Source organism: Kribbella sp. NPDC049227, from assembly GCF_043197265.1.
Taxonomy (GTDB): Bacteria; Actinomycetota; Actinomycetes; order Propionibacteriales; family Kribbellaceae; genus Kribbella.
Window position 1 is genome coordinate 664345 of record NZ_JBICST010000001.1, and the last position, 25595, is coordinate 689939.

General features: G+C 68.8%; 23 protein-coding genes. 7 read left to right on the forward strand and 16 right to left on the reverse strand.

The genetic code is table 11. The features are described from left to right. Positions 1 to 23: 23 nt before the first annotated feature. Positions 24 to 989, reverse strand: coding sequence for a glycerophosphodiester phosphodiesterase family protein (locus tag ACGFH6_RS03355; RefSeq protein WP_393380088.1), 966 nt, complete (start codon positions 987 to 989; stop codon positions 24 to 26). A gap of 137 nt (positions 990 to 1126) precedes the next feature. Then, positions 1127 to 1411 carry a lysoplasmalogenase family protein gene (locus tag ACGFH6_RS03360; protein ID WP_393380089.1) on the reverse strand — a complete coding sequence of 95 codons (285 nt, stop codon included), beginning with the start codon at positions 1409 to 1411 and terminating at the stop codon, positions 1127 to 1129. A 128-nt stretch (positions 1412 to 1539) separates the two neighbouring features. On the opposite strand from ACGFH6_RS03360, the gene ACGFH6_RS03365 reads away from it, so the two are divergent. Both ACGFH6_RS03365 and ACGFH6_RS03370 read left to right on the forward strand, forming a co-directional pair. Beyond that, positions 1540 to 3261, forward strand: coding sequence for an ABC transporter ATP-binding protein (locus tag ACGFH6_RS03365; RefSeq protein WP_393380091.1), 1722 nt, complete (start codon positions 1540 to 1542; stop codon positions 3259 to 3261). After that, positions 3258 to 4994, forward strand: coding sequence for an ABC transporter ATP-binding protein (locus ACGFH6_RS03370; protein ID WP_393380093.1), 1737 nt, complete (start codon positions 3258 to 3260; stop codon positions 4992 to 4994). Before ACGFH6_RS03365 ends, ACGFH6_RS03370 begins: the two co-directional genes overlap by 4 nt. A gap of 61 nt (positions 4995 to 5055) precedes the next feature. Here the strand turns inward: ACGFH6_RS03370 and ACGFH6_RS03375 are convergent, their stop codons facing one another. The 3 genes from ACGFH6_RS03375 to ACGFH6_RS03385 all read right to left on the reverse strand — a co-directional run bounded on the left by ACGFH6_RS03375 (position 5056) and on the right by ACGFH6_RS03385 (position 7460). Next, positions 5056 to 5598: an rRNA adenine N(6)-methyltransferase family protein gene (locus ACGFH6_RS03375; RefSeq protein WP_393380095.1), complete on the reverse strand. Its 543-nt coding sequence runs from the start codon at positions 5596 to 5598 to the stop codon at positions 5056 to 5058. A gap of 256 nt (positions 5599 to 5854) precedes the next feature. Continuing rightward, complete coding sequence (locus tag ACGFH6_RS03380; RefSeq protein WP_393380097.1) at positions 5855 to 7054, reverse strand: CapA family protein; 1200 nt, start codon at positions 7052 to 7054, stop codon at positions 5855 to 5857. 115 nt (positions 7055 to 7169) lie between these two features. Continuing rightward, complete coding sequence (locus ACGFH6_RS03385; RefSeq protein WP_393380098.1) at positions 7170 to 7460, reverse strand: helix-turn-helix domain-containing protein; 291 nt, start codon at positions 7458 to 7460, stop codon at positions 7170 to 7172. Between the two features lie 53 nt (positions 7461 to 7513). Between ACGFH6_RS03385 and map the strand changes: the two genes are divergently transcribed. The 4 genes from map (at position 7514) to ACGFH6_RS03405 (ending at position 10953) form a co-directional block, all read left to right on the forward strand. Then, positions 7514 to 8281, forward strand: coding sequence for a type I methionyl aminopeptidase (gene map / locus ACGFH6_RS03390; protein WP_393380099.1), 768 nt, complete (start codon positions 7514 to 7516; stop codon positions 8279 to 8281). A gap of 19 nt (positions 8282 to 8300) precedes the next feature. Further along, the gene (locus ACGFH6_RS03395) at positions 8301 to 9260 is read left to right on the forward strand and encodes an aminoglycoside phosphotransferase family protein (RefSeq protein ID WP_393380101.1); all 960 of its coding nucleotides are present in this window, start codon (positions 8301 to 8303) and stop codon (positions 9258 to 9260) included. A 72-nt stretch (positions 9261 to 9332) separates the two neighbouring features. Next, positions 9333 to 10364 (forward strand): Rv2578c family radical SAM protein, encoded by a 1032-nt coding sequence (locus ACGFH6_RS03400; protein WP_393380103.1) that lies wholly within the window; start codon positions 9333 to 9335, stop codon positions 10362 to 10364. Positions 10365 to 10422: 58 nt separating this feature from the next. After that, entirely contained in the window at positions 10423 to 10953 is a 531-nt protein-coding gene (locus ACGFH6_RS03405; protein WP_393380105.1) for a GNAT family N-acetyltransferase, read from the forward strand. 149 nt (positions 10954 to 11102) lie between these two features. Here the strand turns inward: ACGFH6_RS03405 and ACGFH6_RS03410 are convergent, their stop codons facing one another. After that, complete coding sequence (locus ACGFH6_RS03410; RefSeq protein WP_393380107.1) at positions 11103 to 11936, reverse strand: SDR family oxidoreductase; 834 nt, start codon at positions 11934 to 11936, stop codon at positions 11103 to 11105. A gap of 74 nt (positions 11937 to 12010) precedes the next feature. On the opposite strand from ACGFH6_RS03410, the gene ACGFH6_RS03415 reads away from it, so the two are divergent. Continuing rightward, entirely contained in the window at positions 12011 to 12814 is an 804-nt protein-coding gene (locus tag ACGFH6_RS03415; RefSeq protein ID WP_393380108.1) for a TetR/AcrR family transcriptional regulator, read from the forward strand. 14 nt (positions 12815 to 12828) lie between these two features. Here ACGFH6_RS03415 and ACGFH6_RS03420 read toward each other — a convergent pair whose 3' ends face one another. From ACGFH6_RS03420 to ACGFH6_RS03465, 10 genes are all read right to left on the reverse strand, one after another. After that, positions 12829 to 14700, reverse strand: a complete 1872-nt coding sequence (locus tag ACGFH6_RS03420) for a tetratricopeptide repeat protein (RefSeq protein ID WP_393380109.1) — start codon at positions 14698 to 14700, stop codon at positions 12829 to 12831. Positions 14701 to 14803: 103 nt separating this feature from the next. Beyond that, complete coding sequence (gene guaA, locus ACGFH6_RS03425) at positions 14804 to 16354, reverse strand: glutamine-hydrolyzing GMP synthase (protein ID WP_393380111.1); 1551 nt, start codon at positions 16352 to 16354, stop codon at positions 14804 to 14806. 22 nt (positions 16355 to 16376) lie between these two features. Continuing rightward, a complete protein-coding gene (locus tag ACGFH6_RS03430) occupies positions 16377 to 17420 on the reverse strand; it encodes a hypothetical protein (RefSeq protein WP_393380113.1) in 1044 nt (347 codons plus the stop codon). Beyond that, a complete protein-coding gene (gene bioD, locus ACGFH6_RS03435; protein WP_393380114.1) occupies positions 17417 to 18073 on the reverse strand; it encodes a dethiobiotin synthase in 657 nt (218 codons plus the stop codon). Before bioD ends, ACGFH6_RS03430 begins: the two co-directional genes overlap by 4 nt. Next, positions 18070 to 19191 (reverse strand): 8-amino-7-oxononanoate synthase, encoded by a 1122-nt coding sequence (locus ACGFH6_RS03440; protein ID WP_393380116.1) that lies wholly within the window; start codon positions 19189 to 19191, stop codon positions 18070 to 18072. The genes bioD and ACGFH6_RS03440 overlap by 4 nt, the downstream gene beginning before the upstream one ends. Continuing rightward, the gene (locus ACGFH6_RS03445; RefSeq protein ID WP_393380118.1) at positions 19191 to 20492 is read right to left on the reverse strand and encodes an adenosylmethionine--8-amino-7-oxononanoate transaminase; all 1302 of its coding nucleotides are present in this window, start codon (positions 20490 to 20492) and stop codon (positions 19191 to 19193) included. Before ACGFH6_RS03445 ends, ACGFH6_RS03440 begins: the two co-directional genes overlap by 1 nt. After that, a complete protein-coding gene (locus tag ACGFH6_RS03450; RefSeq protein ID WP_393380119.1) occupies positions 20492 to 20680 on the reverse strand; it encodes a hypothetical protein in 189 nt (62 codons plus the stop codon). Before ACGFH6_RS03450 ends, ACGFH6_RS03445 begins: the two co-directional genes overlap by 1 nt. Further along, a complete protein-coding gene (bioB, locus tag ACGFH6_RS03455; protein WP_393380121.1) occupies positions 20677 to 21672 on the reverse strand; it encodes a biotin synthase BioB in 996 nt (331 codons plus the stop codon). Before bioB ends, ACGFH6_RS03450 begins: the two co-directional genes overlap by 4 nt. 551 nt (positions 21673 to 22223) lie before the next feature. After that, positions 22224 to 23924, reverse strand: a complete 1701-nt coding sequence (locus ACGFH6_RS03460; protein WP_393380122.1) for a GMC family oxidoreductase N-terminal domain-containing protein — start codon at positions 23922 to 23924, stop codon at positions 22224 to 22226. Continuing rightward, entirely contained in the window at positions 23921 to 25513 is a 1593-nt protein-coding gene (locus tag ACGFH6_RS03465; RefSeq protein WP_393380124.1) for a succinic semialdehyde dehydrogenase, read from the reverse strand. The genes ACGFH6_RS03460 and ACGFH6_RS03465 overlap by 4 nt, the downstream gene beginning before the upstream one ends. Between the last annotated feature and the right edge of the window lie 82 nt (positions 25514 to 25595).

Genomic DNA, 25595 nt, shown 5'->3' on the forward strand with positions numbered 1-25595 from the left:
CCCTCCACCCTGCCGCCACCCCTCTACACGTTCAGGGCGGACTGTTTGAGGGTGGCGGTGGCTATGTCGGGGTGGTCGGCGAAGACGCCTTGGATGCCCAGGGCGGCGAAGCGGCAGAGTTCGGCGGGGAGGTCGAGGGCCGTGGGGAGGAAGCGGCGTTCGGCGCGGAAGGTCCAGATCTGGACGTTCAGGCCGACGCGGTGCGACTGGTCGACCAGTCGGGTCGGCTCACCCAGGTTGCCGGCCGCGGTGCGCGGGATGACCAGGTCCTTGTGCGGCGCCAGCACCTGCGCGTACGTCGACACCTCGCGCAGCCCGGCCGGCTCGATCAGGTCCGCGAAGGTGCGGCCGTCGCCGGTACGGCGGAAGTCGTTCGGGGCACCGTCGGCATCCACCAGCTGCACCAGCGGCACCCGGGTCATCACCGACAACCGCCGCAGACTGGTCGGCTCGAAGGACTGCACCATGATCTCGTCGTCGCGCAGCCGCAGGGCCAGGATCCGCTCGGTCAGCAGCTCCTCCAGCGGCAGTCCGAGCCGCCGGAAGTACGCCGGGTGCTTGATCTCCGGGATCACGCCGATCGGCCGTCCGTACCGGAGCGACTCCTCCCGGGCCAGCGCCACCACGTCGTCGAACGTGGGGATCTCCTCGTGCCCGTCGTACGCCGTGTTGGCCGCGCGCAGCCCGGGCATCCGCTCCCGCGTCCGCAGTGTCCGCAGCTCGTCGTAGGTGAAGTCCTCCACGAACCAGCCGGTGACGGCGGTCCCGTCGACGATCTTGGTGATCCTCCGGTCCGCGAACACCGGGTGGTCCGCGACGTCCGTCGTACCGGAGATCTCGTTCTCGTGCCGGCAGACCAGGACGCCGTCGAGAGTGGCGACCAGGTCGGGTTCCAGATAGTCGGCCCCTTGGGCCGCGGCCAGACGGTACGCCGCCGGCGTGTGTTCCGGGCGGTAGCCACTCGCTCCCCGATGCGCGATCACCAGCATGAATCCAGGACAGGCGGCGGACATGGCCCGTCGGGAACTCGTTGCCCAACGCAAGGTGAAGGTCTTTTGATGCGCGGGCAGATACGAAAACTGTACCGACCGTCACCACTTCGGCGGGCTAGTGCTGGACCACCGGCTCAGAAGACGCTGTACGCCGCAAGCACGACAGGCGACCGGTGCGTCGTACGGCGGGTGAACAGCACGATGTAGCAGACATGTGCGACGCCGAACGCCGCCATGCCTGGCAGCAACTGATCGATCTGCAGAAGGAAGTCACCGGCGAGTGACGCGGCCAATGCGACAAGCAGAGCGACCGGTCCACCCTGCATGCGGACCCACACCGCGAGGGTCGGCATCAGCGCGACCTTCGTCAGCACCATCGACCACGTCTCATCCACCGCGATCGCAATCAGATGAGCCACCGACAGAACCCCGTACGCGGCCAACCAACCCGCTCCTTTTCGCATCCCCCGATGGTGCCGCCGGTGGGGTTCACCTGCGATTAATTCGCATGCGGTTGTCGGTGGGGGCACCTAGCCTGAAAAGCGCTATGAGACAGCTTCCTGTCGCCGATCCGGGCGTCCCCGATCATCGCTCGCCGACCCTCTATCTGTTGTGGGTGGCGCGCGGTCAGTCCCGCACGCTCGCGGGCGGGATGGCGTTCGGCATTCTCTGGATGGGCGCGCAGGCGTTCATCCCGGCGATCCTCGGGCTCGCGATCGACGAGGGCATCGCGGCGGGCGACGGCAAGCGGCTGCTGCAGTGGACCGCGGCGCTGTTCGTCGTCGGCGTGGTGCAGGCGCTGGCCGGCATCATGCGGCACCGGTTCGCGGTGACGAACTGGCTGACCGCCGCCTACCGCACGGTCCAGGTGATCACCCGGAAGTCCGCCGACCTCGGCGCGACGCTGCCGAAGCATCTGGCCACCGGTGAGGTGGTCAGCATCGGTGCCGGCGACCTGTCCTACATCGGCAACCTGATGGAGATCTCGGCCCGCTTCACCGGCTCGATCGTCGCCTTCGTCGTGGTCGCGTCGATCCTGCTCTCCTCGTCGACCACGCTCGGCCTGGTGGTGCTGATCGGCGTACCGGTGATGCTGTTCTGCCTCGGCCCGATGCTGCGGCCGCTGCACAAGCGGCAGTCCGCGCAACGCGAGGCGGTCGGCGAGCTGAACTCGCTGGGCTCCGACATCGTGGCCGGTCTGCGGGTGCTGCGCGGCATCGGTGGCGAGGACTCCTTCTCGCGCCGGTATCGCGTCGAGTCGCAGCAGGTCCGGCAGGCCGGTGTGCGGGTCGCGCGGATCCAGTCCGTGCTGGACGCCGCGCAGGTTCTGCTGCCGGGCATCTTCGTCGTGCTCGTGGTCGGCCTCGGCGCGCACTTCGCGCTGCGCGGCGACCTCAGTGCGGGCTCGCTGGTCGCCTTCTACGGCTATGCGACGTTCCTCGTGCTGCCGCTGCGCACCGCCACCGAGTTCGCCAACCAGCTGATGCGCGGTCTGGTCGCGGCGGGGCGAGTCATTCGTGTTCTGGAACTGCAGTCCGACGTCACCGAGCCGAAGACGGCGTTGCACCTGCCCGACCACGGCGACTTGGTCGACCCGGTGTCCGGCATCCGCGCCCGCGACGGCCTGCTCACCGCGATCGTCTCCGCCGAGGCGGACAGCAACGGCGAGCTGGCCGACCGCCTCGGGCGGTACGACGACACCAGCGAGGTCCGGTACGGCGGGGTCACCCTGGTCAGTGCGACGCGCGAGGACGTGCGTGCGCGCATCCTTGTCAGCGACACCGGCTCACAGCTGTTCACCGGCACACTGCGCCAGGAGCTCGACCCGGACAACCGTCGTACCGACGAGGAAGTGATGGCGGCGATGCGGACGGCGTCCGCCGAGGACGTCCTGGTCGCACTGTCCGACGGGCTCGACTCCGAGGTCGAGGAGAAGGGCCGTTCGTTCTCCGGTGGACAGCGGCAGCGACTGGTGCTGGTGCGTGCGCTGCTGGCCGACCCGTCCGTGCTGGTGCTCGTCGAGCCGACGTCCGCGGTCGACGCACACACCGAGGCGCGGATCGCGGAGCGGTTGCGTGAGCAGCGTGCCGGCCGCAGCACGGTCGTGCTGACCGCGAGTCCGTTGCTGCTGGACCACGTCGACGAGGTCATCTTCGTCGCCGCCGGCCGAGTGGTTGCTTCCGGCAAGCACCGCGAGCTGCTCGCGACCGAACCGCAGTACCGCAGGACAGTGACCAGGCAGACGGAAGAGGAGGAGGTGCTCACATGAGGCAGATCCTGCCTGTGGCGGGCCCGACCGAGATCCGTCGGCACGCACGCCGGCTGGCCCGGCGGCATCCGCGCACCCTGTCGGTCGCGCTGGTGCTGCACGGGCTGGCGGCGATCACCGGTCTGGCCGCGCCGCGGCTGATCGGCGGCCTGGTCGAGGACGTCCAGAACGGCACGACCGTGGCCAAGGTCAATCAGGTGATCCTGGTGATCGCGGTGTTCATCGTGGCGCAGTCGCTGCTGACCCGATGGGCCCGGTTCAAGTCGTTCGCACTCGGCGAGCAGGTGCTGGCCGAGCTGCGTGAGGAGTTCGTCGACAACGCGCTCGCGCTGCCGATCGGCACGGTCGAGCGGGCCGGTACGGGAGACCTGCTCTCCCGTACCTCGCGTGACGTCGACACGCTGTCGCGGACGGTGCGCTTCGCCGTACCGGAGACGATCATCGCGTCCGTCACCGTGCTGTTCACGGTCGCGGCGACGGTGCTGGTCGGCGTCTGGGTGTTGCTGCCTCTGCTTGCGATGACTCCGCTGCTCTGGCTCAGCACGAGGTGGTATCTGCGTCGCGCCAAAGACGGATACCTGCGTGAGAACGCGGCGTACGCGCAGATGACCAGCTCGCTGGCCGAGACGGTCGAGGGCGCCCGGACGGTCGAGGCACTGCAGCGGTACGACGAACGGGTCCGCCGCGGCGATGCGGACATCCGGGGCTCCTACCTGGCCGAGCGGTACACGCTGTTCCTCCGGACGGTCTACTTCCCGGTCGCCGAGGTCAGTTACCTTGTGCCGGTCGTCGGGACCCTGCTGTTCGGCGGCTGGCTGCACCTCAACGGGCACGTCTCGCTGGGTGCGGTCACGGCTGCGGTGCTGTACGTCAACCAGCTGATCGATCCGGTCGACCGGTTGCTCTCCTGGCTGGACGAGTTGCAGTCCGGTGGTGCCGCGTTCGCCCGCTTGCTGGGGATCAGCGACGTACCGGACGACCGCACGCCGTCGGGCCGGATGCCGTCCGGTGACCTGGTCGAGGCGCGCGACGTACGGTTCTCGTACGTCGACGGCCGCGACGTACTGCACGGTGTCGATCTCACGGTCCAGCCCGGCGAGCGGATCGCCATGGTCGGGCCGTCCGGTGCCGGGAAGTCGACGCTGGGCCGGCTGGTCGCGGGCATCCATCCACCACGGACGGGTTCGGTGACGGTCGGCGGCGTCGGGATGACCGAGCTGCCGCTGGACGAGCTGCGCAAGCAGGTCGCGCTGGTCACCCAGGAGCACCACGTGTTCGTCGGGACGCTACGCGACAACCTGTCGATGGCGCGCCCCGCCGCGTCGGACGGGGACCTGCTGGACGCTCTGGCCGCGGTTGACGCGCGGGAATGGGCGGATGCGTTGCCGGACGGTCTGGACACGCGAGTCGGCTCCGGTCAGCTCGCGCTGACGCCGGCGCAAGCGCAGCAGTTGGCGCTGGCCCGGTTGGTGCTGGCGGACCCGCACACCTTGGTACTGGACGAGGCGACGTCGTTGATCGACCCACGCGCCGCGCGGCACATGGAGCGCTCGCTTGCCGCCGTACTCGAGGGCCGCACGGTGATCGCCATCGCTCACCGCCTCTACACCGCGCACGACGCCGACCGCGTCGCGGTGGTCGAGGACGGCCGCATCAGCGAGCTCGGCAGCCACGACGAACTGGTCGCCCGGCAGGGCTCGTATGCGGCGCTGTGGACCTCCTGGCACGGGTGATAGTTGCTGACAGCAAAGACCCCTTGCCGGTCACCTCTGACCGGCAAGGGGTCTGCCCTTTCTACCGTTTGCGCAGCAGCAGTACTGCGGAGTCGACATGCGGAGGTGGGGTGAAGGCCTTGCGGGGAAGGCGTAAGCCGATCGACAGGTCGTAGTGCCGGAACCACCGGTTCGCCCCCGGTGCGTCGCCGCGGATCCACCGGTTCGCCACCTGCCGCTGCAGCACGAGATCGGCCGACACCAGGCGGGATCCTGGCGCCAGCAAACGCTTCAGCAGTGCGGTGGAGACGTTGTACGGCGGACTCGACACCACTCGGAACGGCCGGGACGGCAACCGCAGATCAGCGGCATCGTTCCGGACCACCGTCACCGGTGCGTCCGCGAACCTCCGCCGCAAGCGGTCGACCCGGCCAGGGTGGAGTTCGACAGCGACCACCCGGGCTCCGGCCCGGACCAGCGGAGCGGTCAGCGCACCGAGTCCTGCTCCGATATCGAGGACGAGTTCGCCGGGCTCCACCCCGGCGGCGTCCACGACCCGTTGGGCCCAACGACTATCGAGCGGATGCCATCCCCAGGCACCCCGCGCCTGCCCGGAGCCGGGCACGACGGACCATCACAAAGTACGTAATCATGCGGCCGACCATAGACCGTCGCACCGCAAGCCCTCAAAGCATTTTCGTCACCGCGCGGGTACGACGGTCGCCTGAGTGACCGTCGTACCCGCGTTCCGGAGGTCGTGCGCTCGGCGGGTACTCATCCGAACGCCTCCCAGCCACCCAGGCGCGGTGGCCGTTGGCGCTCACTATTCCAGCGCCTCCGGAGCAGGCAATCGTTTCGACAGAGATGGAAATATCGTTGTCTTATAGGCTTTTCGGGCTCGTGCCGAGTGATCGGACAGTCGCCGACGTACGGCGCTCAGCCAGCTCGAGGCGCTCCCTGCGGGCTGCTGTCAGACCGTCCTTGGCGAGTTCACGGCGTACGTCGAGAACGCGGACGGGCAGCGCGTCGGTCATCAGCAACGGCGCGTACTCGGCCTGGTCGGTCTTCCAGCCGTCGCCGTCGCGGGTGAAGGTGAAACGGACCAGGAGGCCTTCGGCCTTGGTGCTGTTGGGTTCGCGATGCGCGGCGACGAGGTTGCCGAGGCCGTACGCGACCCACTTGCCGTTGTGCTGCTCCATCGGCTGCACTACATGGGCATGGTGCCCGATCAGCAGGTCGATGTTGCTGTCGGCAAGCAGTTGCGGCGCGACCTCACGCTGCTGGTCGTTGAGCTTCGGCGAGTACTCCGTGCCCCAGTGGCAGCTGACCACGACGATCTCGGCGCCGCGGTCGCGGGCGTCCTGAGCGCGCAGTGTGATCGTGGGAACGCTGATCTTGCCGGCCCGCCAGGTCTCGCCGTTCGGGTACGGCAGGCCGTTGAAGCCGAACGTGAAGCTCAGGAACGCGATCTTCACCCCGTGTACGTCGACGATCGTGGGCGTCTCGGCCTCGGCTCGGCTGCGGGCAGTGCCGGAGTGCTCGAGGCCGGCCTGCTCGAGCGTCTTCAGGGTGCGATCCACGCCGGGTGCACCGCCGTCGAAACTGTGATTGCTTGCCGTGGTGCAGACGTCGTACCCGGTCTGTTTGAGGGCGGCGGCCATCTGTGGCGGGCCTTGGAAGAGTGGGTAGCCGTGGTACGGGCCGCCTAGTGGCGCCAGTGGCGTCTCGAGGTGTGCGACCGCGATGTCGGCCTGTTGAACGAGCGGCTTGACGCTGCCCATCAGCGGGGCGAAGTCCCAGGCGCCGTCGCGGCCGTCGCGGCGGGCGGTCGTCCAGAGGCGCTCGTGCAGCAGTACGTCGCCTGTGGCGACCAGGGTGATCCGGTCGGGTCCGTCGGTCGGCTTCGCCTTCTGCGGCGGCGCTTCGACGCCATTGCTGTTGCCGTTGCCGCTGCCGTTGTCTTGGCCGTTGCCAGTGCCGTCGCCCGGGTCCGCGGCCGTATCGGCGATGCAGCCCGCTGTTGCCACCGCTCCGGCTCCGGCCAGCATCGCGCCGAGCACCGTCCGCCGTCGTACCGCCATCGCAACCCCCAAGCCCTCAACCCCAGTCGGACAGGAGACGCCTCCATCCCAGGTTTGGTTGCCGCGGTGGCTCGATCGTGTTCTACGTCATCTCCGGCGCCAACTGCCGGTGGCTCTAGGCGATCAGGTTGTTGCTGTCCGGGCGATCGGCCTCGGCCGCCGGGTTGTCCTGGCAGGCGCCGACAAGGGCGTCGAGCGACAGGTCGAGGGTGGCCGCGACGGCGGCGACCGTGAAGAGGGCCGGCGTCGGGATGCGGCCGGTCTCGATCTTGCGGAGAGTATCGACGGAGACCCCACAGGCCGCCGCGACATCGACCATGCTGCGCTCGCCCCGGGCTTCGCGGAGCAGGCGGCCGAGCTGCCGGCCGCGTTCGCGATCCCAGCTGGAAAGAGGTGGTCGGACCATAAGCGTGATAATAGTACCGGTATAACTATCCGGGAAGACGAAGGAAGCATCCGATGGTCGAGCTGAAGACACCCGCGGAGATCGAGCACATGCGCGCGGCCGGCCGAGTCGTTGCGAACGCACTCGCCGCGGTGAAGAAGGAGGCCGCGGTCGGGGTCTCGCTGCGCGAGCTGGACGAGGTCGCACGCGACGTACTGCGGTCCGCCGGAGCGGTGTCGCTGTTCGAGGGCTACCAGCCCGGGTTCGCCGGCAGCCCGTTCAGCGGCGTCATCTGTACGTCGGTCAACGACGCGGTGCTGCACGGACTCCCCAGCGACCAGAAACTCGCCGACGGCGACCTCCTGAACGTCGACTGCGGCGCCTCGATCGAAGGCTGGTGCGCTGACTCGGCCACCAGCTTCTGCGTCGGCGCACCGCGACCCGAAGACCTGGAACTCATCGCCACCACCGAACAGGCCCTCGCAGCCGGCATCGCCGCCGCAGTCCCCGGCAACCGTCTCGGCGACGTCGGCGCCGCCATCGGCCGCATCGGCCGCGCCGCCAACCTCGGCACCAACCTCGACTTCGGCGGCCACGGCATCGGCCGCCGCATGCACGAAGACCCGCACATCCCCAACGGCGGCCGACCCGGCCGAGGCCTCAAACTCCGCGCCGGCCACGTGTTCGCCATCGAACCCTGGTTCTGGACCGGCCCTGGCACCACCTACGTCATCGACGAAGACGGCTGGACCCTCCGCTCCGCCGACCGAACCCGAGGAGCCCACGCCGAACACACCGTGGCCCTCACCGCCCACGGCCCCGAAATCCTCACCCTCCCGTAGCGGCACTAGTCTTTTCGGGATGTCCGCCGAAGCCAACGCAGCGTTGCCGGAGATCGCACGGCGCTTGGTGCGGACGACCTTCGGGGAGCGGGCGACCGAGCCACGCGCGCTGGCGTCGGGCGAGTGGTCCCAGGCGTTCGAGTTGTCCCTCGACGGCGCGGAGGCGGTCCTGCGCATAGGTGCTCACGGCACGGACTTCGCGAAGGACGAGATCGCGGCGGGTCTTGCCGGACCCCATCTCCCCGTTCCGGCCATGCTGACGAGAGGCATGGTCGAAGGCTGGCACTACGCGATCTCGGCACGTGCGCACGGAACGGCCTTCGACGATCTCTCCGCCGACGACGCCACCGACGCACTGCCGCCTCTGCTGAACGCGATCGACGACATCGGCAGGATGGACCTCACCAGCACGACTGGCTACGGCATCTGGACACCCGACCGACGAGCGCCGTACACGTCCTGGGTGGACGCACTCCTGGCTATCGGCACCGAGACTGCACGGGTGCCTGGCTGGCGGGCGGCACTGGCCGACTCCGACATCGGACTGGGACCATTCGAGGCCGGACTGACCGCGATCGCCGCGCTCGCGCCGTACCTGCCTGCCGAGCGTCGGATGATCCACGGCGACCTGCTCAGCCGCAACGTGCTTGTTGCCGACGGCAACGTCAGCGCCGTACTGGACTGGGGCAACGCGATGTACGGCGACAGCCTCTACGACGCCGCCTGGCTCATCTACTGGTGGCCGTGGTACCCAGACTGGCGAACCATCGACATCAACGCCGCCCTGCTGGCCCACTGGCGCGCCACCGGACCGCTCCCGGCCAATCTCCGCGAGCGGTTGCACGCCTACCTCATCCATATCGGTCTCGATGCCATCGCCTACTGCACCTTCCAGCGCCGCTGGGACGAGGTACGGGCGAACGCCGAGACCGTGGTCGCGCTGGCCGAGAGCGCGCCGGGCGAGATCGGCCTCGAGTAGCGCAACCCGACGGGTGCGGTGAGGCCGGGCGGGAGTTGGACTTCGTGGCGAACATGTGTTCGACTGTAGTGCATGAGGTGGGCAGGTCAGCAAATCGATGTGGAGACTCCGGGGACGTTGCCGGGGCTCGGGTCGATCGCGGGTCTGGTTCGGTCGGTGACGACGCCGGAGTTCCGCGGGATCACGTTCCATGAGGTGCTCGCGCGGTCCGCGCTGAACTCGGTGCCGGGGACGATGCTGCCGTTCAACTGGACGATCAACCCGTACCGCGGCTGCACGCACGCCTGCCGGTACTGCTTCGCCCGCCCGACACACCAGTATCTGGAGCTCGACCAGGGCGAGGACTTCGATCAGCAGATCGTGGTGAAGACCAACGTCGCGGACGTACTGCGGCGTGAACTCGCGCGACCGTCGTGGACCCACGAGCCAGTTGCCCTAGGCACCAATACCGACCCGTACCAGCGCGCCGAGGGCCGCTATCGCCTGATGCCCGGGATCATCGAGGCGCTGGCAGGTTCCGGTACGCCGCTGTCCGTGCTGACCAAGGGCACGCTGCTGCGGCGCGACCTCGATCTCCTGACAGCGGCCGCCGAGCAGGTGCACGTCGGCGTCGCGATCTCCCTTGCCCTGCTGGACGAGGAGCTGCGGAAGACGCTCGAGCCCGGCGTACCGTCGGTCCGCGGACGTCTCGACCTCATCCGTGCGGTGCGCGACGCTGGCCTACCGTGCGGCGTGATGGTGGCTCCGGTGCTTCCGTGGCTGACGGACTCGTCCGAGCAATTGGATCAGCTGTTCGCCGAGCTCTCCGCAGCCGGCGCGACCGGCGTCACTCCGCTCGTCCTCCACCTCCGCCCAGGTGTGAAGGAATGGTTCATGGGCTGGCTGGCGCGCGAGCATCCCGAGCTGGTCGGCCGCTACGAATCCCTCTACGGCCACGGCACCAACGCGTCCCCCAGCTACCGCAACGCCTTCGAGTCCAAGGTCCGCCCCCTACTCAACAAACACGGCTTCGGCCGCACGTCGAGCCACAGATCCCACGAGCCCAGCCGCCCACCCCGACGTACCACCCAACGATCAGACACTCAACAAGAAGCGCTGTTCTAGCCATCCCGGAGTGTAGCCGTGCGCCGGTTCGGCGCGGGCCGATTGAGATACTTCGGCGGTGGATGGTGAGGCGATGGGGGTCGGAGTGCGGTCGGACGTGCTGCCTGGGCGGAGCGCATCGGCGGACGGCGCCGGATGGCTAGTGCGGCCTGCGGTGGTGGAGGACATCGAGGTGATCGCGGAGTTGCGGGCCGAGGTGATGCGCCCGGACCTGGAACGCCTGGGGCGCTACGACGAGCACCGTGTTCGGCAGCGGTTCCGTGACTCGTTCTCCAAGCAGCACACGTCGGTCATCATGGTCGACGGAGAGCTCGCAGGATGCATCACGCTCCGGCCTGCCGAAGGTCGGCTGTGGCTGGAGCACTTCTACCTGGCACCGCGACTTCAGGGGCGAGGCCTTGGGTCCGCCGTCTTGCGCGCAGCACTTGACGAAGCCGACGCCCAGGGCGTGACCGTGGCCTTGAACGTCCTGCAGGGCAGCGATGCGCGTCGCCTCTACGAACGCCACGGATTCGTCCTGGAATCCGAGGACCCGATCGACGTCTTCATGATCCGCCCGCCGGCCAACGGTGTGCAGACCGACAGGTAGTGCACCTGCGATACACCGTACACAAGGACATACGAGCGCTCAGCTGCACTGCGGACGGTCCGACACCACCTGTCCAACTGCACGCCGCCACCCCTTGCTGAGGACCCACATGCGTGTACTCCACGGTGTAGCAGCCATCGCGTAGAGCTTCAGCGGAAGGTGTTGGCGTTTGCGCGGGCCCATTCTCGGTAGGGCAGGGCGGGGCGGCCGAGGATTTGAGGGACTGTGGGCTCGGGGGTCATGGGGTGCTCGGCCATCATGCGGAAGCCGTCCAGTAGCCACTGGGCTGTCTCGAGGCCGATCAGCGGAGCGAGGCGATCGAGGTAGGCCTGAGGGGTCAGCTCCTCGTACTTCAGTTCTCGGCCGATCGCCGCGGCGATGTGCTCGACCTGCTCGGGTGCGGTCAGACCTTCGGGTCCGCTCATCATCAGCTTCTGGCCGGTGAAGGTCTCGTCGAGGAGTACGACGCGCGCCACCGCGGCGATGTCGCCGAGGTCGATCGGTGTCTGCACCGCACCGGCGTACGGCGTCCGGACCACACCTGAGGTCTTGATCGACTCAGCCCAGTCGAGCGTGTTGTTCATGAACTGGCCCGGCCGCAGGAAGGTCCACTCGAAGCCGCCGGCCTCGATCGCGCGCTCGATCCGGTAGTAGTGCCACGTCGACGGATCCCCCTGCGCCTCGTACTCCGCAGGTTCGCCGGACAGTACGACGACCCGCCGTACGCCGGCGTCCTGCGCGCACCGGACGAAGTCGTCCACGTACGCCGGAAGCGGCGCGAGGTACACGGTGTCGACACCAGCCAGCGCGGCAGGCAAGGTCGCCGGCTTCCCCAGGTACCCGTGGGCGATCTCGACCCCGTCGGGCAGCGCCGCCCGCTCCGGGTGGTTGGTGAGCGCCCGCACCGGAGCGCCGGCCGTCACCAGCTCGTCCACCAGCAGCCGCCCCACACTCCCGGTCGCGCCAGTCACCAGGATGGTCATGCCGTTCTCCTCACCCTCGGAACCTAATTTCCGTAGGGTATACGGGAATTGTGCCGAGCGCCTATGGTTGGCCTGTGACGGAGCGGCGAAGCGGTGAGGGACAGCCAGAGCGGACCCTGGCGCTGCTGTGGCGGAACCACCGCAACCCCGCCGCGGACAAGCAGCCGACCGTCCTTCGCGGACGCGGCGCCGGACGACGGCCGTCGCTCGACGTCAACGGCGTCGTCGCGGCGGCGATCCGGCTGGCGGACACACAAGGTCTGGCCGCCGCGTCGATGGGTGGGGTCGCGAAGGAGCTCGGCGTCGGCACGATGACGCTCTACACGTACGTGCCGTCCAAGGAGGAGTTGCTCGACCTGATGGTCGACCAGGTGCTCGGTGAACGTGAGCTCCCGGGCCCCGGCGCGCCCAGGCCGCACGACTGGCGCGACCAGGTGGAGATCTACTCAGACCAGACGCGAGCGATGTTCCAGCGCCACCCCTGGCTGTCGCAGGTGTCCACGATCCGCCCGCCGGTGGGCCCGGGCATGCTAGCCGGCCGCGAGTACCTGCTGTCCGCGCTGCTCGAGATCGGACTCACACCCCGCGGGACCAACCTGGCCGCGCTCGCCATCACGACGTACGTCGACTCGGCCGCTGGGCTGGAGGCGGAGAGTGAACTGATCGAGCAGTCGACCGGCCAGACGAACGACGCCTGGTGGTACGAGCGCAACGACCTCTGGGAGACGTACTTCGACGTCGATCAGCACCCCGCGATGACGGCGATCTGGAATGCGAACGGCTACCAGGGCACGACCCGCGAGGCGGCGACCGAGTCGTATCGTTACGGCCTCGACCGCCTCCTGGACGGCATCCAAGCGACAGCCCTCGAGAGCTGAGTCAGCGCCGAGGTTCAGCGGCGGCGGAAGATGCCCCTACGTTTCTTGGGAGGTTCCGCGGGCCGCTCTTCAGGAACGTCGTCGTCCGCGGTGAGGATGTCGCGGGCCAGACCCGCCACGTCCGGGTTGAGACCAGGCGTGGCCAGCGTGACGGTCGCCAGCGATCCCAGGATCGTCACCGGCCGCTCCCGCTGCGCCTCGACCGCTGCCAGCAAACGCCAGCCCATCAACTCGGCGACGTCAGCCCGCGCTGACGGATCGACCCAAGCAGTGGTCGCCAACGCGAACAGAGCCGATTCGGTGATCCAGTCCTCCGGCCCGTAAGCGAGGTCAGCCAAAACCTGTCGCCGAACCGACTCCGCCCACGGCTGGTCGGTCCGGTGATGCGCGATCCCCAGACAGGCCCACGTCTGCACAGTCCGGATCCACCCCGCCCAGTCGCCCGGCGCTCCGGTCGGCGACGCCGGCGGATGCACCAAGACACCGAGCAGGTCTTCCAGCGGAGTGCTCGCCAACAACACCGCATGGTCGTATGCAGCCGGTACGCTCGCCCATCCTGAACGAGCCCTGACGCCGGACGACTCACCGAAGTCGGCCACGCGGGCGACCGCCGCAGCGCCCTCCGCACTTGGCGGAGCGACCGCGGGTCGCGCGACGCTGCCGTCGTACTGCCAGACGACGGTCTCGACCGGTCGGCACTGAGAGCCCTGCAGAGACACCGGGAGTCGCGGATCCGGCGGAAGGATCTCGCTGACCGTCACCTCGGAGCCCGGCACGGCCAGGCCGAAGGCGAGCAACGCACTCGGCGGCTCGATCGCGGACACAGCCAGCGTTGCGCCTTGAGCAGAGGCACCCTGCGCCAGCATTTGGTCGAGGACGTTGATGACAGCCTCGGTCGGGTCCGGGATGCCGCCGAGCCAGACCTGCCGTGACCGGTCGGTCAGCTCGCCCGCGGCGTGCTGCTTCTCGTGGCTGCCGGGCTCCGCCGAGCGGAGCAGGTCGGCGATCGCGACGAGATCGTCGACAGCACCGTCCCGCCGGAACAGCAGACTGTGCCGCTCGACCAACGAACAGTCGTGGACCGGGTCGATCGCGAGGCTCCGTTCGGCCCACGAGATCCCCTCGTCCAGCCGGCCCGCATCGCCCAGCATCCCGGCGATGTCGGCGTACACCGCGACGTTGCCGGGCTGATAGGCGAGCGCGCGTTCCAGCGCGGCGAGCGCCTCGTCGGTGCGACCCTGGCTCCGCAGGGCGTAGCCGACCGCGATGGCCGCGCGGTCGGTCGGTTCGACCCGTTCCGACTCGATCGCGTACGACGTTGCCTCGTCGAGCGATCCGAGTCGCCGGGTCAGGACCGACGCCAGCCAGAGCAGGTTCCCGGAGCCCGGATGCGCGGCGACCAGGTTCCGCACGAGTTGAACGTACGGCGCGAATGCTGGAGCCAGCTCCTCCGGGCAAGGATCGGGGACGGCCTTGAGCAGCTGGATGAACACGTTCAGCAGCTCGTCCGGATCGAGTTTGGCGGCCAGTTCGGAGTCGAGCACCCACGGCACGTCGGCCCAGGCCATGCCCGGTTCGTGCCCTTGGACCGAGACCAGCAGGCTGAGGGCTTCTGCGTACTGACCGCGGAAGGCGAGCGCGTGCGCCCGCGCCACCGCAGTGCCGAGGTACACGTCGCCGTCCAGCGTCCACAGGTCGACGCCGCCCTCGGGATGGGTCAGCAAGGTCGCCAGGACTGCATGCGCGTCCGGCAGCGACGGTGCCGTCGCCAGCGCGTTCGCCACGTGGTCGGCCGCGTGACCGACCTCGTTGTCGTCCAGCGCCAGCCGAGCCAGGCTCAGTTCACCCTCGGCCGCCAGACGCGGATCTCCCACCCCTTCACTCATCGCGCCAGTATTTGCGGGCGGAGGGTCACTCCCACTCGATGGCGTCCCGAGCAGGTGCCGAGTGCCGCGCAGTAGGCGTGGGGCTGGGAGTGATCCTCCGGGGTCACTCCCACTCGATGGTGCCTGGTGGCTTGCTGGTGATGTCGACGGTGACGCGGTTGATCTCGTCGACCTCGTTGGTGATCCGGGTCGAGATCCGCTCCAGTACGTCGTACGGCAGCCGCGCCCAGTCGGCCGTCATCGCGTCCTCACTGGTGACGGGACGCAGTACGACGGGGTGGCCGTAGGTCCGGCCGTCGCCCTGGACACCGACCGAGCGAACGTCGGCCAGCAGCACCACCGGGAACTGCCAGATGTCGCGGTCGAGGCCGGCCGCGGTCAGCTCGGTGCGGGCGATCAGGTCGGCGGCGCGCAGGATGTCCAGCCGCTCCTTGGTGACCTCGCCGATGATCCGGATGCTCAGGCCGGGGCCCGGGAACGGGTGCCGGTAGACCATGGTCTCGGGCAGCCCGACCGCCAGGCCGAGCTCGCGGACCTCGTCCTTGAACAGCGTCCGCAGCGGCTCGATCAGGCTGAACTGCAGGTCGTCGGGCAGACCGCCGACGTTGTGGTGCGACTTGATGTTCGCCGCACCCGCGCCGCCGCCGGACTCGACCACGTCCGGGTAGAGCGTGCCCTGGACCAGGAACTCGATGTGCCGCTCGGCGTCCACCTTGCGCGCGGTCGCCTCGAAGGTCCGGATGAACTCGCGGCCGACGATCTTCCGCTTCTGCTCCGGGTCGGTCACGCCGGCCAGCGCGGACAGGAACTGGTCCTCGGCGTCGACCACCTCGAGCCGGATCCCGGTCGCGGCGACGAAGTCCTTCTCGATCTGCTCCGACTCACCCGACCGCTGGAGGCCGTGGTCGACGTACACGCAGGTCAACTGGTCGCCGATCGCCTTGTGCACCAGGGCCGCGGCGACCGCGGAGTCGACACCGCCGGACAGCGCGCACAGCACCTGCTTGTCGCCGACCTGCTGGCGGATCAGCTCGACCTGCTCGTCGACGACGTTCGTGGTGGTCCAGTCGCCCGAGCAGCCCGCGATGTCGTAGAGGAAGTGCTCCAGCACCGCCTGCCCGGCCTGCGAGTGCAGCACCTCCGGGTGCCACTGCACGCCGGCCAGCCGCCGGTCCAGGTCCTCGAACGCCGCCACCGGCGCGCCGCCGGAGGCCGCGAGTACGGCGAAACCGGCGGGCGGCGCGTGCACCGCGTCACCGTGGGACATCCAGACGTTGAGGTCCTCGGGAATCCCGGCCAGCAGGGTCCCGGCCGAACTCACCGTCACCGGCGTACGACCGAACTCGCGTAGCCCGGTCCGGCGCACCTCGCCGCCGAGCGTCTGCGCCATCGCCTGGAAGCCGTAGCAGATCCCGAACGCCGGTACGCCGGCCTCGAACAGCCCGGACTCGACCCGCGGCGCGCCCTCGGCGTACACCGACTGCGGACCGCCGGACAGGATGATCGCCTTCGGCCCCCGCGCCAGCATCTCCTCGACCGGCATCGAGTGCGGCACGATCTCGGAGTACACCTTGGCCTCGCGGACCCGGCGCGCGATCAACTGCGCGTACTGCGCCCCGAAGTCGACGACCAGGACCAACTCATGCTCAGTCACCTGCAAAGGGTATCGGTGCAGGTCAGCCGGGCTGTAATCCGACCAGCAACCGTTTCGGCGCGCGGAACGACAGCAGCTCGATCATCGGCGGCTCCTCCACCAGCCTGACGGTCGCCAGCAGGTCCGCCGCACACTCCAGCGCCACCCTCGCCTCCAGCCGAGCCAGCCCGGCCCCCAGGCAGCGGTGGATCCCGATCCCGAACGCCAGATCGGCCGGCCCACCATGTCCCGTCAACCCCAGCAGCACCGGCGCTCCCGCCGGGACCTCAACGTCACCGATCACCGCGGGCCTGGAGGTGACCCGCCGCCAGGTCGGCACCGACGAGGCCTCCCGCAGCACCTCCTCCACACCATCTGCCGAACGCCTGCCGATAGTGCGGTGGAAGGCAGTGGAGATCAGTTGGGTGGTGGTCTCCTGGCCCGCGATGAGCAGGAAGTACGCGACCGCGCACACCTCCTCGTCGCTCAGCCCCAGCCCAACCAGTACGCCGAACAGGTCGTCCTCAGTCGCCTGAGCGACCCGCTTCCGCAGCCAGCCGTAGAACTCCGCGGCACTGTGCGCGAGTTCCAACTGCCGATCCTCGTCGGGCCAGCCCCAGAACAGCTCGAGCGAATCCAGACTCCACGCCTTCAACGCCGGTACGTCGACATCCGCCAACCTAAGCATTTCGAGCACAACCAGCGCCGGCGGCTCCGCCGCGACCGCCTGCACGAGATCCACGTGCTCACCGTCAGCGAGGGCTCTGGTCGCAGCAGCCACCCGTGCAGCCGTCAGCTCTCGGGCGAGAGGCTCGACGGCGGCCACTCGTGCCGGGCTGAAGAAGCGGGCCACCGCGGCCCGGATCAGGCGGTGTGACTCCCCCGCGTTGTTGGCCAACGTCGGCGGCAACGCGAACCCGACCGCCGACAGCACCCGCAACGCCTTCACGGACAACGGTCTGTGAGCCAGTACGGCGTTGTCCGGCCGGAACGTCGCCGGATCCAGCAGCACCTCACGCGCCTCAGCCGGATCGTCGACAACCCAGTATCCGAGCCCCTCGTCGTACCGCGCCGGGCAACCGCTCATCCGAACCAGCCGGGCGCAGCGGCCGTGAACGCCTTCCGGTCCAGTCGCCCCGCGCCGACCGGAATCCGCCCGATCACTGGCACCCCGGTGGTCACCGGAAGGTCCTCCAGGTTGCACTGCTCAGCCAGGTCAGGCTCCGCAGGCCAGGACCCGATGATCAGCCCCTCAATGGGAAGCCCGCGGCTCCGGAGCGCCTCGACGGTCAGACCGGTGTGGTTCAGCGTGCCCAGACCCGAGCGAGCAACCACCACAAACGTGAATGGCCTGGTGAGGTGGGAAGCCAGGTCGGCGAGGTCATGGCCCGCATCGTCGAGCCCGACCAGAAGCCCACCGGCTCCTTCCACCAGAACGGTGTCCCAAGTCGTGGCGAGGTCGTCGATGGACTTGGCCTGCGACTCCACCGATGGGAGGGGCACTTGTGCGCGGCGGGCCGCTGTTGTGGGAGCGAGCGGATCGCGCAGGCGGACACCCTCGTGCAACTCGGTGAGCCCGGTCAGCCGGCGGACCTCAGCCAGGTCGCCCGGCTCATCCGGCCCAACACCGGTCTGAGCCGGCTTGACCACCGCGACAGGCCCAGTAGCCCTGGCAGCCAGGGCGGCGGTCGCGATGGTTTTGCCTACTTCTGTGTCTGTGCCTGTGATGAGGATGATCATGAGACCTGGCCGATCGCGGCGAGGATGACGGCGCAGGCGTGGTCCAGGTCTTCGTCGGACAAGCCTGCGTGGGCAGTGAGGCGGAGGCGGCTGATCCCGTCGGGGACGGTCGGCGGACGAAAGCTTCCGACGCGTACGCCGTTGTCCAGACAGAGCTCGGCAGCACGGACCGCCTCACGCGGACCAGGCATCGGGACCGAGACGACCGCACCGGATGAAGGCGGCACACCACAAGCCGACGCCAACCGAGCCGCTGCGGAGTGGATCGCGGAGGGCCGCTCGGGTTCGTCCTGAAGCACCCGCAGAGCAGCAAGAGCAGCAGCACACGCCGCCGGATTCAGACCCGTGTCGTAGATGAAGGGACGCGACCGGTTGATCAGATGATCGCGAAGAAGAGCGGGCCCAAGCACGACGCCTCCCTGCGCGGCCAGCGCCTTGGACAGCGTCATCGTGACGATCACATGCTCCAGACCAGCCAGCCCCGCGGCATGCACCGAACCACGACCGCCACCGGTCACCCCGAGCCCATGCGCCTCGTCCACCAGCAGTACGGCGTCCTGCTCGCGGGCAACCGCGGCCAACTCGACCAACGGCGCCTCGTCGCTCAGCACGCTGAAGACCGACTCCGTCAGCACCAGCGCATGCGGTTCGTTGCGCTCAGCAAGCACCTTGCCGACCGCGTCCACGTCGTTGTGCGGAACGACCTCGACCCGCGACCGCGACAACCGGCTCCCGTCGATGAGCGACGCATGCACGTGATCGTCCGACACCACGAGCGTCCCTGGCCCACCGAGCGCCGTGACCACACCGAGGTTGGCGAGATAGCCCGAGGAGAACACGAGTGCCGTCTCCTGGCCGACGTACGCCGCCAGCGACGACTCGAGTTCCTCGTGCAGGGCCGTCGTACCAGTGACCAAGCGGGACGCGGTGGATCCGGTCCCCCAGTGGCAGACGGCGTCGGCCGCGGCCTCGATCACACGCGGATCGGACGCCAGGCCGAGGTAGTCGTTGCCGGCAAGATCGATCAGCCGCTCGTCGGCCGCGCGAACCCGGAGCCGGCGGGTCAGACCGCGAGCCTCCAACGCGGCCGCTTTGGGGCCGAGCCAGTCCTCGAGCATCAGCCGACCTCCTCCACGGCCCCGGTGATCGCCGCCGCAATGGTGGCGATCTCCTCGTCGGTGCAGACGTACGGCGGCATCGTGTAGACGAGATCGCGGAACGGCCGCACCCACACCCCACGCCGAAGCGCCGCCTCGGTCATCCGCGGCAAGTCGACCGGCCCACCCAGTTGTACGACGCCGACCGCGCCGATCACGCGGACGTCCTTGACCCCGGGCAACGACGCCGCCGGTGCGAGCCCCGCTGACAACCCTGCCGAGATCTGAGCGACGCGGCCGGCCCAGTCCTGGGACAGCAGGAGGTCGATCGACGCGAGGGCGGCCGAGCATGCCAGGGGGTTCGCCATGAAGGTCGGGCCGTGCATCAGCGCACCGCCGGGTCCGTTCGACACCGTGTGCGCGACGTCCGTTGTACACAAAGTGGCGGCCAGCGACAGGTAACCGCCGGTCAGTGCCTTGCCGACGCAGAGGATGTCCGGGTCGATGCCCGCGTGCTCGGAGGCGAAGAGCGTGCCGGTCCGGCCGAATCCGGTGGCGATCTCGTCCAGGATCAGCAGGAACCCGTGCCGGTCCGCGATCTCCCGCAGTACGCGCAGACAGGCCGGGCTGTAGGGGTACATGCCGCCCGCGCCCTGCAGGATCGGCTCGACGATGATGCCGGCGATCTCAGCAGCGTGCCGCTCCGCCAACGCCGACACGGAAGACGCCCAGGCAAGGAACTCCGGATCGTCGTCCGGGCGGTCGAAACCGGCCGGCGGCTGCGGGCCGAACACCTGCTCCTTCAGTGCACCGGTGAACAGCGAGTGCATCCCGTTCACCGGGTCGCACACGCTCATCGGCGCGAACGTGTCGCCGTGGTACCCGCCGCGGACCGTCAGCATCCGGGTCCGGCCGTTGTTGCCTCGGGCAACCTGGTACTGGAGCGCGAGCTTGATCGCGACCTCGACCGACACCGAGCCCGAGTCGCAGAAGAAGACGTGCCGCAACGGTTCGGGGCTGATCTCCACCAGCCGGTCGGCCAGCCGGATCGCCGGCTCGTGGGTCAGCCCGCCGAACATCACGTGGCTGAAGTCGTCCACCTGGCTCTTCACGGCCGCGTCCAGCACCGGGTTGCGGTAGCCGTGGATCATGCACCACCAGGACGCCATCGCATCGATCGCCTCGACGCTGCCACCGTCCCCGTCGTCCAGTTGCAGACGTACGCCGGACGCGCCCCGGACCATCCGCACCGGTGACGGAGCACTGAGTGAGGAGTACGGATGCCACAGCAGCTCCGCGTCACGCGCCAACATGCCGGACATCAGGACGAGACCTCACCGTGCACCGAGCACTTCGCGGTCCAGCCCATCGGGTGGACCTGGACGATCATGCGACGGCGGCACTGGTCGCAGTACCGCGGTGGCTCCAGTGTCAGCGCTTGGCGGCAGGCGTCGTGGTCTCCGTCAGCGGCCTCGCGGCCGCAGCGACCGCAGTAGACGAGCGTGGTCATAGCGTCTTCTGGAGCTCTTTGACCGGCATCTTGAGCTCGGCCAGCAGGTCGAGGTCCGCGGTCGCCGGGCGGCCCAGCGTGGTCAGGTAGTTGCCGACGATGACGGCGTTGATCCCGCCGAGCAGACCGTCGCGGGTGCCGAGGTCTCCCAGGGTCAGCTCGCGGCCACCGGCGTACCGCAGGACCGTGCGCGGCATCGCGAGCCGGAACGCGGCGATGGTCCGCAGCGCGTCCTTGCCGGCCATCACCTCCATGTCGCCGAACGGCGTCCCCGGGCGCGGGTTGAGGAAGTTCAGCGGCACCTCGTGCGGGTCCAGCTCGGCCAGCTGCGCGGCCAGCTCGGCGCGCTGCTCCAGCGTCTCGCCCATCCCGACCAGCCCGCCGCAGCACAGCTCCATGCCGGAGTCCCTGATCATCTGGCAGGTGTCCCAGCGCTCCTCGAAGGAGTGGGTGGTGACGACGTCACCGAAGTACGAGCGGGCCGACTCGAGGTTGTGGTTGTAGCGGTGGACGCCCATCGCCTTGAGCTCGTCCACCTGCTCCTGCGTCAGCATGCCGAGCGAGCAGGCGATGTTGATGTCGACCTCGGCGTTGATCGCCTCGATGCCGGCCTTCACCTGCGACATCAGCCGCTCGTCCGGGCCGCGGACGGCGGCCACGATGCAGAACTCGGTCGCACCGGTCTTCGCGGTCTCCTTGGCCGCCTCGACCAGCTCCGGGATGTTCAGCCAGACCGAGCGCACCGGCGAGGTGAACTGACCGGACTGCGAGCAGAAGTGACAGTCCTCCGGGCAGCCGCCGGTCTTCAGCGAGATGATGCCCTCGACCTCGACCTCCTCGCCGCACCACTTCACCCGTACGTCGTGGGCGAGTGCGAGCAGCTCGGGCAGCCGGTCGTCGGGCGACCGGAGAACCTCGACCAGTTGTTCCTGGCTCAGTCCGACGCCCTGTTCCAGAACCTGCTCACGTGCCACGTCCAGGATGTCGCCCATGGTTCTCCCTGCCTCATCGAACGGTCGGCTCACAGTAGGACAGCCGAGTACGTCGGCACTGCGGTGGGCGTCACGTGAAACACCTGGGGGCGACCTGACTCAGCCACTCTCCGCACACCCGGGGAAACTTTTTGGATTTTTCTCCAGAACCTCGTAACCCCCTGTAGAAGGGCTCGTTGATGTGTACAGAGGCGGTTACCGCAAGGAAGACCGCCACTCGATTACAGGCAGCGACGAAAAGCTGATCATTACGATCAGCACGCAGAGTGGTCACAACCACTCGCGACAGCTCGAAACTCCTGGAATCGGATGTAGAGTGGGGTACCAAGAGCTCGGGTCGCCAGCTGTGGTTGGTGACCCGATCCCAAAGCGCCGGGCGCCTCACCCCGGCTTGAGTGGGTCCCTCGGGAAACGATTTGGGCGGAAACGTTCCCGAGGGACCTGCTCCCTTTTCCGGGCCTTTTCAGAAATGCCCCACAAACCTCAGCAGCCACACAAGTGCTGAGGTTTTCTCATTTCACCTGATCACTGTCCGAAGTATTGTCGTTACGTTACGACTCCGTCACAGACTGCTTCGGGACGATCGGCAACCGCAGGGCCCCGGGCGCATCGGCCGGTACGACGGGATGCGCCGGCCGCACCGGCTGGATCCGCTGGTACGCCGATCCGGGGGCCGGCCGGGCGTCGTCCTCACCCTTGTTCGGCCAGAACGCCAGCGCCCGCTCCGCCTGGGCGGTGATCGTCAGCGACGGGTTGACGCCCAGGTTCGCCGAGATCGCCGACCCGTCCAGGATGTGCAGGCCGTCGTACCCGTAGACCCGGTGGTACGGGTCGACCACGCCGGTCACCGCGGAGTCGCCGATCGCGCAGCCGCCGATGAAGTGCGCGGTCATCGGCACATTGAACGGTTCGCCGATGGTGCCGCCCGGCGTACCGCGCATCAGCTTCGCCATCCGCCGGACCACCTGGTTCGCGACCGGGATCCACGACGGGTTCGGAGCGCCGTGGCCCTGCTTCGAGGTCAGGCGCCACCGGCCCAGCCGGTCCCGCTTGCCGAACGTGGTGATCGAGTTGTCCGCGGTCTGCATCACCAGCGCGATCACGGTCCGCTCCGACCAGTGCTTCAGGTCGTACAGCCGGCGGATGTTCTTCCGCTGCACGCGGAGCTCGCGCAACCAGGTCCGCCAGCGCGGCCGGTCGCCGTCGCCGTCGGTCAGCACGGTCTGCAGCAGCGACATCACGTTGCTGCCCTTGCCGTACCGGACCGGTTCGATGTGGGTGATGTCGTCCGGGTGGAACGACGACGTGATCGCGACGCCACGGCTGTAGTCGACGTCACGGTCCCTCGCGATTGCCCCCAGCAACGACTCCGAGTTGGTCCGGGTGAGCACACCGAGCCGGTCGGACAGCCGCGGCAGTTTGCCCTCGTCACGCAGCCGGTGCAGCAGTTTCGCCGTACCCAGGGCCGACGCGGCGAACACCACCTGCTCGGCCGTGAATCGCTTGGTCTGCTTGCGATGCGAGGTACGCCGTACGTCGACGGCGTACCCACCACCGGGAAGCGGCTCGACCGAGGTCGCCGTGGTCATCGGATGGACCACGGCGCCGGCCTTCTCGGCGAGGTAGAGGTAGTTCTTGGTCAGCGTGTTCTTCGCGTTGTGCCGGCAGCCGGTCATGCACTCGCCGCAGTCGATACAGCCGGTACGCCGCGGGCCCGCACCACCGAAGTACGGGTCGTCGACCTCGACGCCGGGCTCGCCGAAGAAGACACCGACCGGGGTCGGGTGGAACGTCTCGCCCACGCCCATGTCGTCGGCGACCTGCTTCATCACCTGGTCGGCCGGGGTGAAACCCGGGTAGGTGGTGACGCCGAGCATCCGCTTCGCCTGGTCGTAGTACGGCGCGAGCTCGGCCTTCCAGTCGGTGATGTGCGCCCACTGGCGGTCGGTGTAGAACGCCGGCAGCGGCTCGTACAGCGTGTTGGCGTAGACCAGGCTGCCGCCGCCGACGCCGGCTCCGGACAGGATGATCACGTCGCGGAGCGCGCTGATCCGCTGGATGCCGTACCAGCCGAGCTGCGGCGCGAACAGGAACCGCTTCGTGTCCCACGAGTTCTTCGCGAACCCGGCATCGTCGAACCGCGCGCCGGCTTCGAGTACGGCGACCTTGTAGCCCTTCTCGGTCAGCCGCAGCGCGCTGACGCTGCCGCCGAAGCCCGAACCGATGATCAGGACGTCGTAGTCGAAGCTCATGCACGGCCCAGTTTCTTCAGCACGCGCAGAGCGCCGGTCATCAGTTCGGCGTACGTCTGGTCGGACAGCCCGTGCGAGGCCGCGATCGGCAGGACCCGCTGGGTCGCGATCGCCTGCGGGTCGACGTACCGGCGGATGCCCTCGACGCCCTGGCGGCGCCCGAGCCCGGAGGACCGCATGCCGCCCATCGGGGTGTCGATCGAGCCGAACGTCGCCGCGTAGCCCTCGTTCACGTTGACCGAGCCGGCCGTCAACTGGGCCGCGACCGCGCGGCCACGCTTGCCGTCCCGGGTCCAGACGCTCGCGTTCAGGCCGTACTCGCCCTCGTTCGCGCGCTGGATCGCCTCGGACTCGTCGGAGAACCGGTAGATCGACACCACCGGGCCGAAGGTCTCGTTGTCGAAGCACTGCATCTCCGGCGTCACCCCGGACAGCACGGTCGGCTCGTAGAACAGCGGGCCGATGTCCGGCCGCGCCTTGCCACCGGCCAGTACGACGGCGCCCTTGGCCCGCGCGTCCTCGACGTGCCGGGTCACGGTCTCCAGCTGAGCCTTCGAGATGAGCGAGCCCATGTCGACGTCCCAGCCGGTCCCCGCGGACAGCCGGATCTTCTTCACCCGGTCCAGGAACGCCGTCACGAACGCGTCGTACACCTGGTCGGCGACGTAGAGGCGCTCCATCGAGACGCACAGCTGCCCGGCGCTGGCGAAGCACGCCCGGACCGCGCCGTCGGCCGCACGGTGCACGTCGGCATCACGCAGTACGAGCATGGGGTTCTTGCCACCGAGCTCGAGGCTGCAGCCGATCAGCCGCTCGCCCGCCTGCCGGGCCACCAGCCGGCCGGTCTTGGTCGAGCCGGTGAAACAGATGTAGTCGGTGTTCTGGATGATCGCGCCGCCGACGGTCGGGCCGTCACCGTTGACCGGCTGCCATGCCTCCCGCGGCAGACCCGCCTCGTAGAGCAGCTCGATCGCCCGGAGCGCGGTCAGCGGGGTCTGGCTGTCCGGCTTGTGGACGACGGTGTTGCCCGCGAGCACCGCCGGCAGACCATCGGCCATCGCCATGCTGAGCGGGTAGTTCCACGGCGAGATGATGCCGACGACACCCTTCGGCACGAACCGCTGCTCGGCCCGGGTCAGGACCGGGAACATGCCCAGCTTGCGCTGCGGCTCGAGCAGCTCGGCCGCCTTGCGCCCGTAGTACCGAGCGGTCAGCGCGACATGCGCGACCTCCTCGAACGCCTGCTTGCGCGCCTTGCCCGACTCACGGATCACCAGATCCACCAGCTCGTGCCGGTGGTCGAGGACCAGATCGTGGTACCTCAGCAGGATCGCGGCCCGCTCGGCCAACGGCACCCGCTGCCAGGTCTGCTGGGTCTTCCGCGCCGACCGGACCGCGGCTTCCACGTCGTCCGGGGCAGACACGGGCAGATCCGCGATCGGCTGACCGGTCGCCGGGGCGTACGACGTCCGGGTACCGGCGGTGGCCCGCAGCAGCCCCGAAAGCCGCCGGATGACCGACTGATCGGTCGCGTACGACGCGGTCGGATCGAGCTCGGGATCCGCCGGAATCGAGGTCTGCTCGCTCATTGATCCAGGCTACCTGCCGGTAATAGCCATGTCAGCCCTAGGGAATTCCCTCGTGTCTGCCCTGCATCTGCACGTGCATCGA

Excerpts from the sequence above, each read along its gene's own strand:
- ACGFH6_RS03370 (WP_393380093.1), top strand. The coding sequence starts at position 3,258 with ATGAGGCAGATCCTGCCTGTGGCGGGCCCGACCGAGATCCGTCGGCAC.
- map (WP_393380099.1), top strand. The coding sequence starts at position 7,514 with ATGGTCGAGCTGAAGACACCCGCGGAGATCGAGCACATGCGCGCGGCC.
- ACGFH6_RS03355 (WP_393380088.1), bottom strand. The coding sequence starts at position 989 with ATGCTGGTGATCGCGCATCGGGGAGCGAGTGGCTACCGCCCGGAACAC.
- ACGFH6_RS03420 (WP_393380109.1), bottom strand. The coding sequence starts at position 14,700 with ATGAGTGAAGGGGTGGGAGATCCGCGTCTGGCGGCCGAGGGTGAACTG.
- ACGFH6_RS03450 (WP_393380119.1), bottom strand. The coding sequence starts at position 20,680 with ATGACCACGCTCGTCTACTGCGGTCGCTGCGGCCGCGAGGCCGCTGAC.
- ACGFH6_RS03410 (WP_393380107.1), bottom strand. The coding sequence starts at position 11,936 with ATGACCATCCTGGTGACTGGCGCGACCGGGAGTGTGGGGCGGCTGCTG.
- ACGFH6_RS03460 (WP_393380122.1), bottom strand. The coding sequence starts at position 23,924 with ATGAGCTTCGACTACGACGTCCTGATCATCGGTTCGGGCTTCGGCGGC.
- ACGFH6_RS03385 (WP_393380098.1), bottom strand. The coding sequence starts at position 7,460 with ATGGTCCGACCACCTCTTTCCAGCTGGGATCGCGAACGCGGCCGGCAG.
- ACGFH6_RS03380 (WP_393380097.1), bottom strand. The coding sequence starts at position 7,054 with ATGGCGGTACGACGGCGGACGGTGCTCGGCGCGATGCTGGCCGGAGCC.
- ACGFH6_RS03395 (WP_393380101.1), top strand. The coding sequence starts at position 8,301 with ATGTCCGCCGAAGCCAACGCAGCGTTGCCGGAGATCGCACGGCGCTTG.
- ACGFH6_RS03465 (WP_393380124.1), bottom strand. The coding sequence starts at position 25,513 with ATGAGCGAGCAGACCTCGATTCCGGCGGATCCCGAGCTCGATCCGACC.
- bioD (WP_393380114.1), bottom strand. The coding sequence starts at position 18,073 with ATGATCATCCTCATCACAGGCACAGACACAGAAGTAGGCAAAACCATC.
- ACGFH6_RS03365 (WP_393380091.1), top strand. The coding sequence starts at position 1,540 with ATGAGACAGCTTCCTGTCGCCGATCCGGGCGTCCCCGATCATCGCTCG.
- ACGFH6_RS03430 (WP_393380113.1), bottom strand. The coding sequence starts at position 17,420 with ATGAGCGGTTGCCCGGCGCGGTACGACGAGGGGCTCGGATACTGGGTT.
- ACGFH6_RS03445 (WP_393380118.1), bottom strand. The coding sequence starts at position 20,492 with ATGTCCGGCATGTTGGCGCGTGACGCGGAGCTGCTGTGGCATCCGTAC.
- bioB (WP_393380121.1), bottom strand. The coding sequence starts at position 21,672 with ATGGGCGACATCCTGGACGTGGCACGTGAGCAGGTTCTGGAACAGGGC.
- ACGFH6_RS03400 (WP_393380103.1), top strand. The coding sequence starts at position 9,333 with ATGAGGTGGGCAGGTCAGCAAATCGATGTGGAGACTCCGGGGACGTTG.
- ACGFH6_RS03440 (WP_393380116.1), bottom strand. The coding sequence starts at position 19,191 with ATGCTCGAGGACTGGCTCGGCCCCAAAGCGGCCGCGTTGGAGGCTCGC.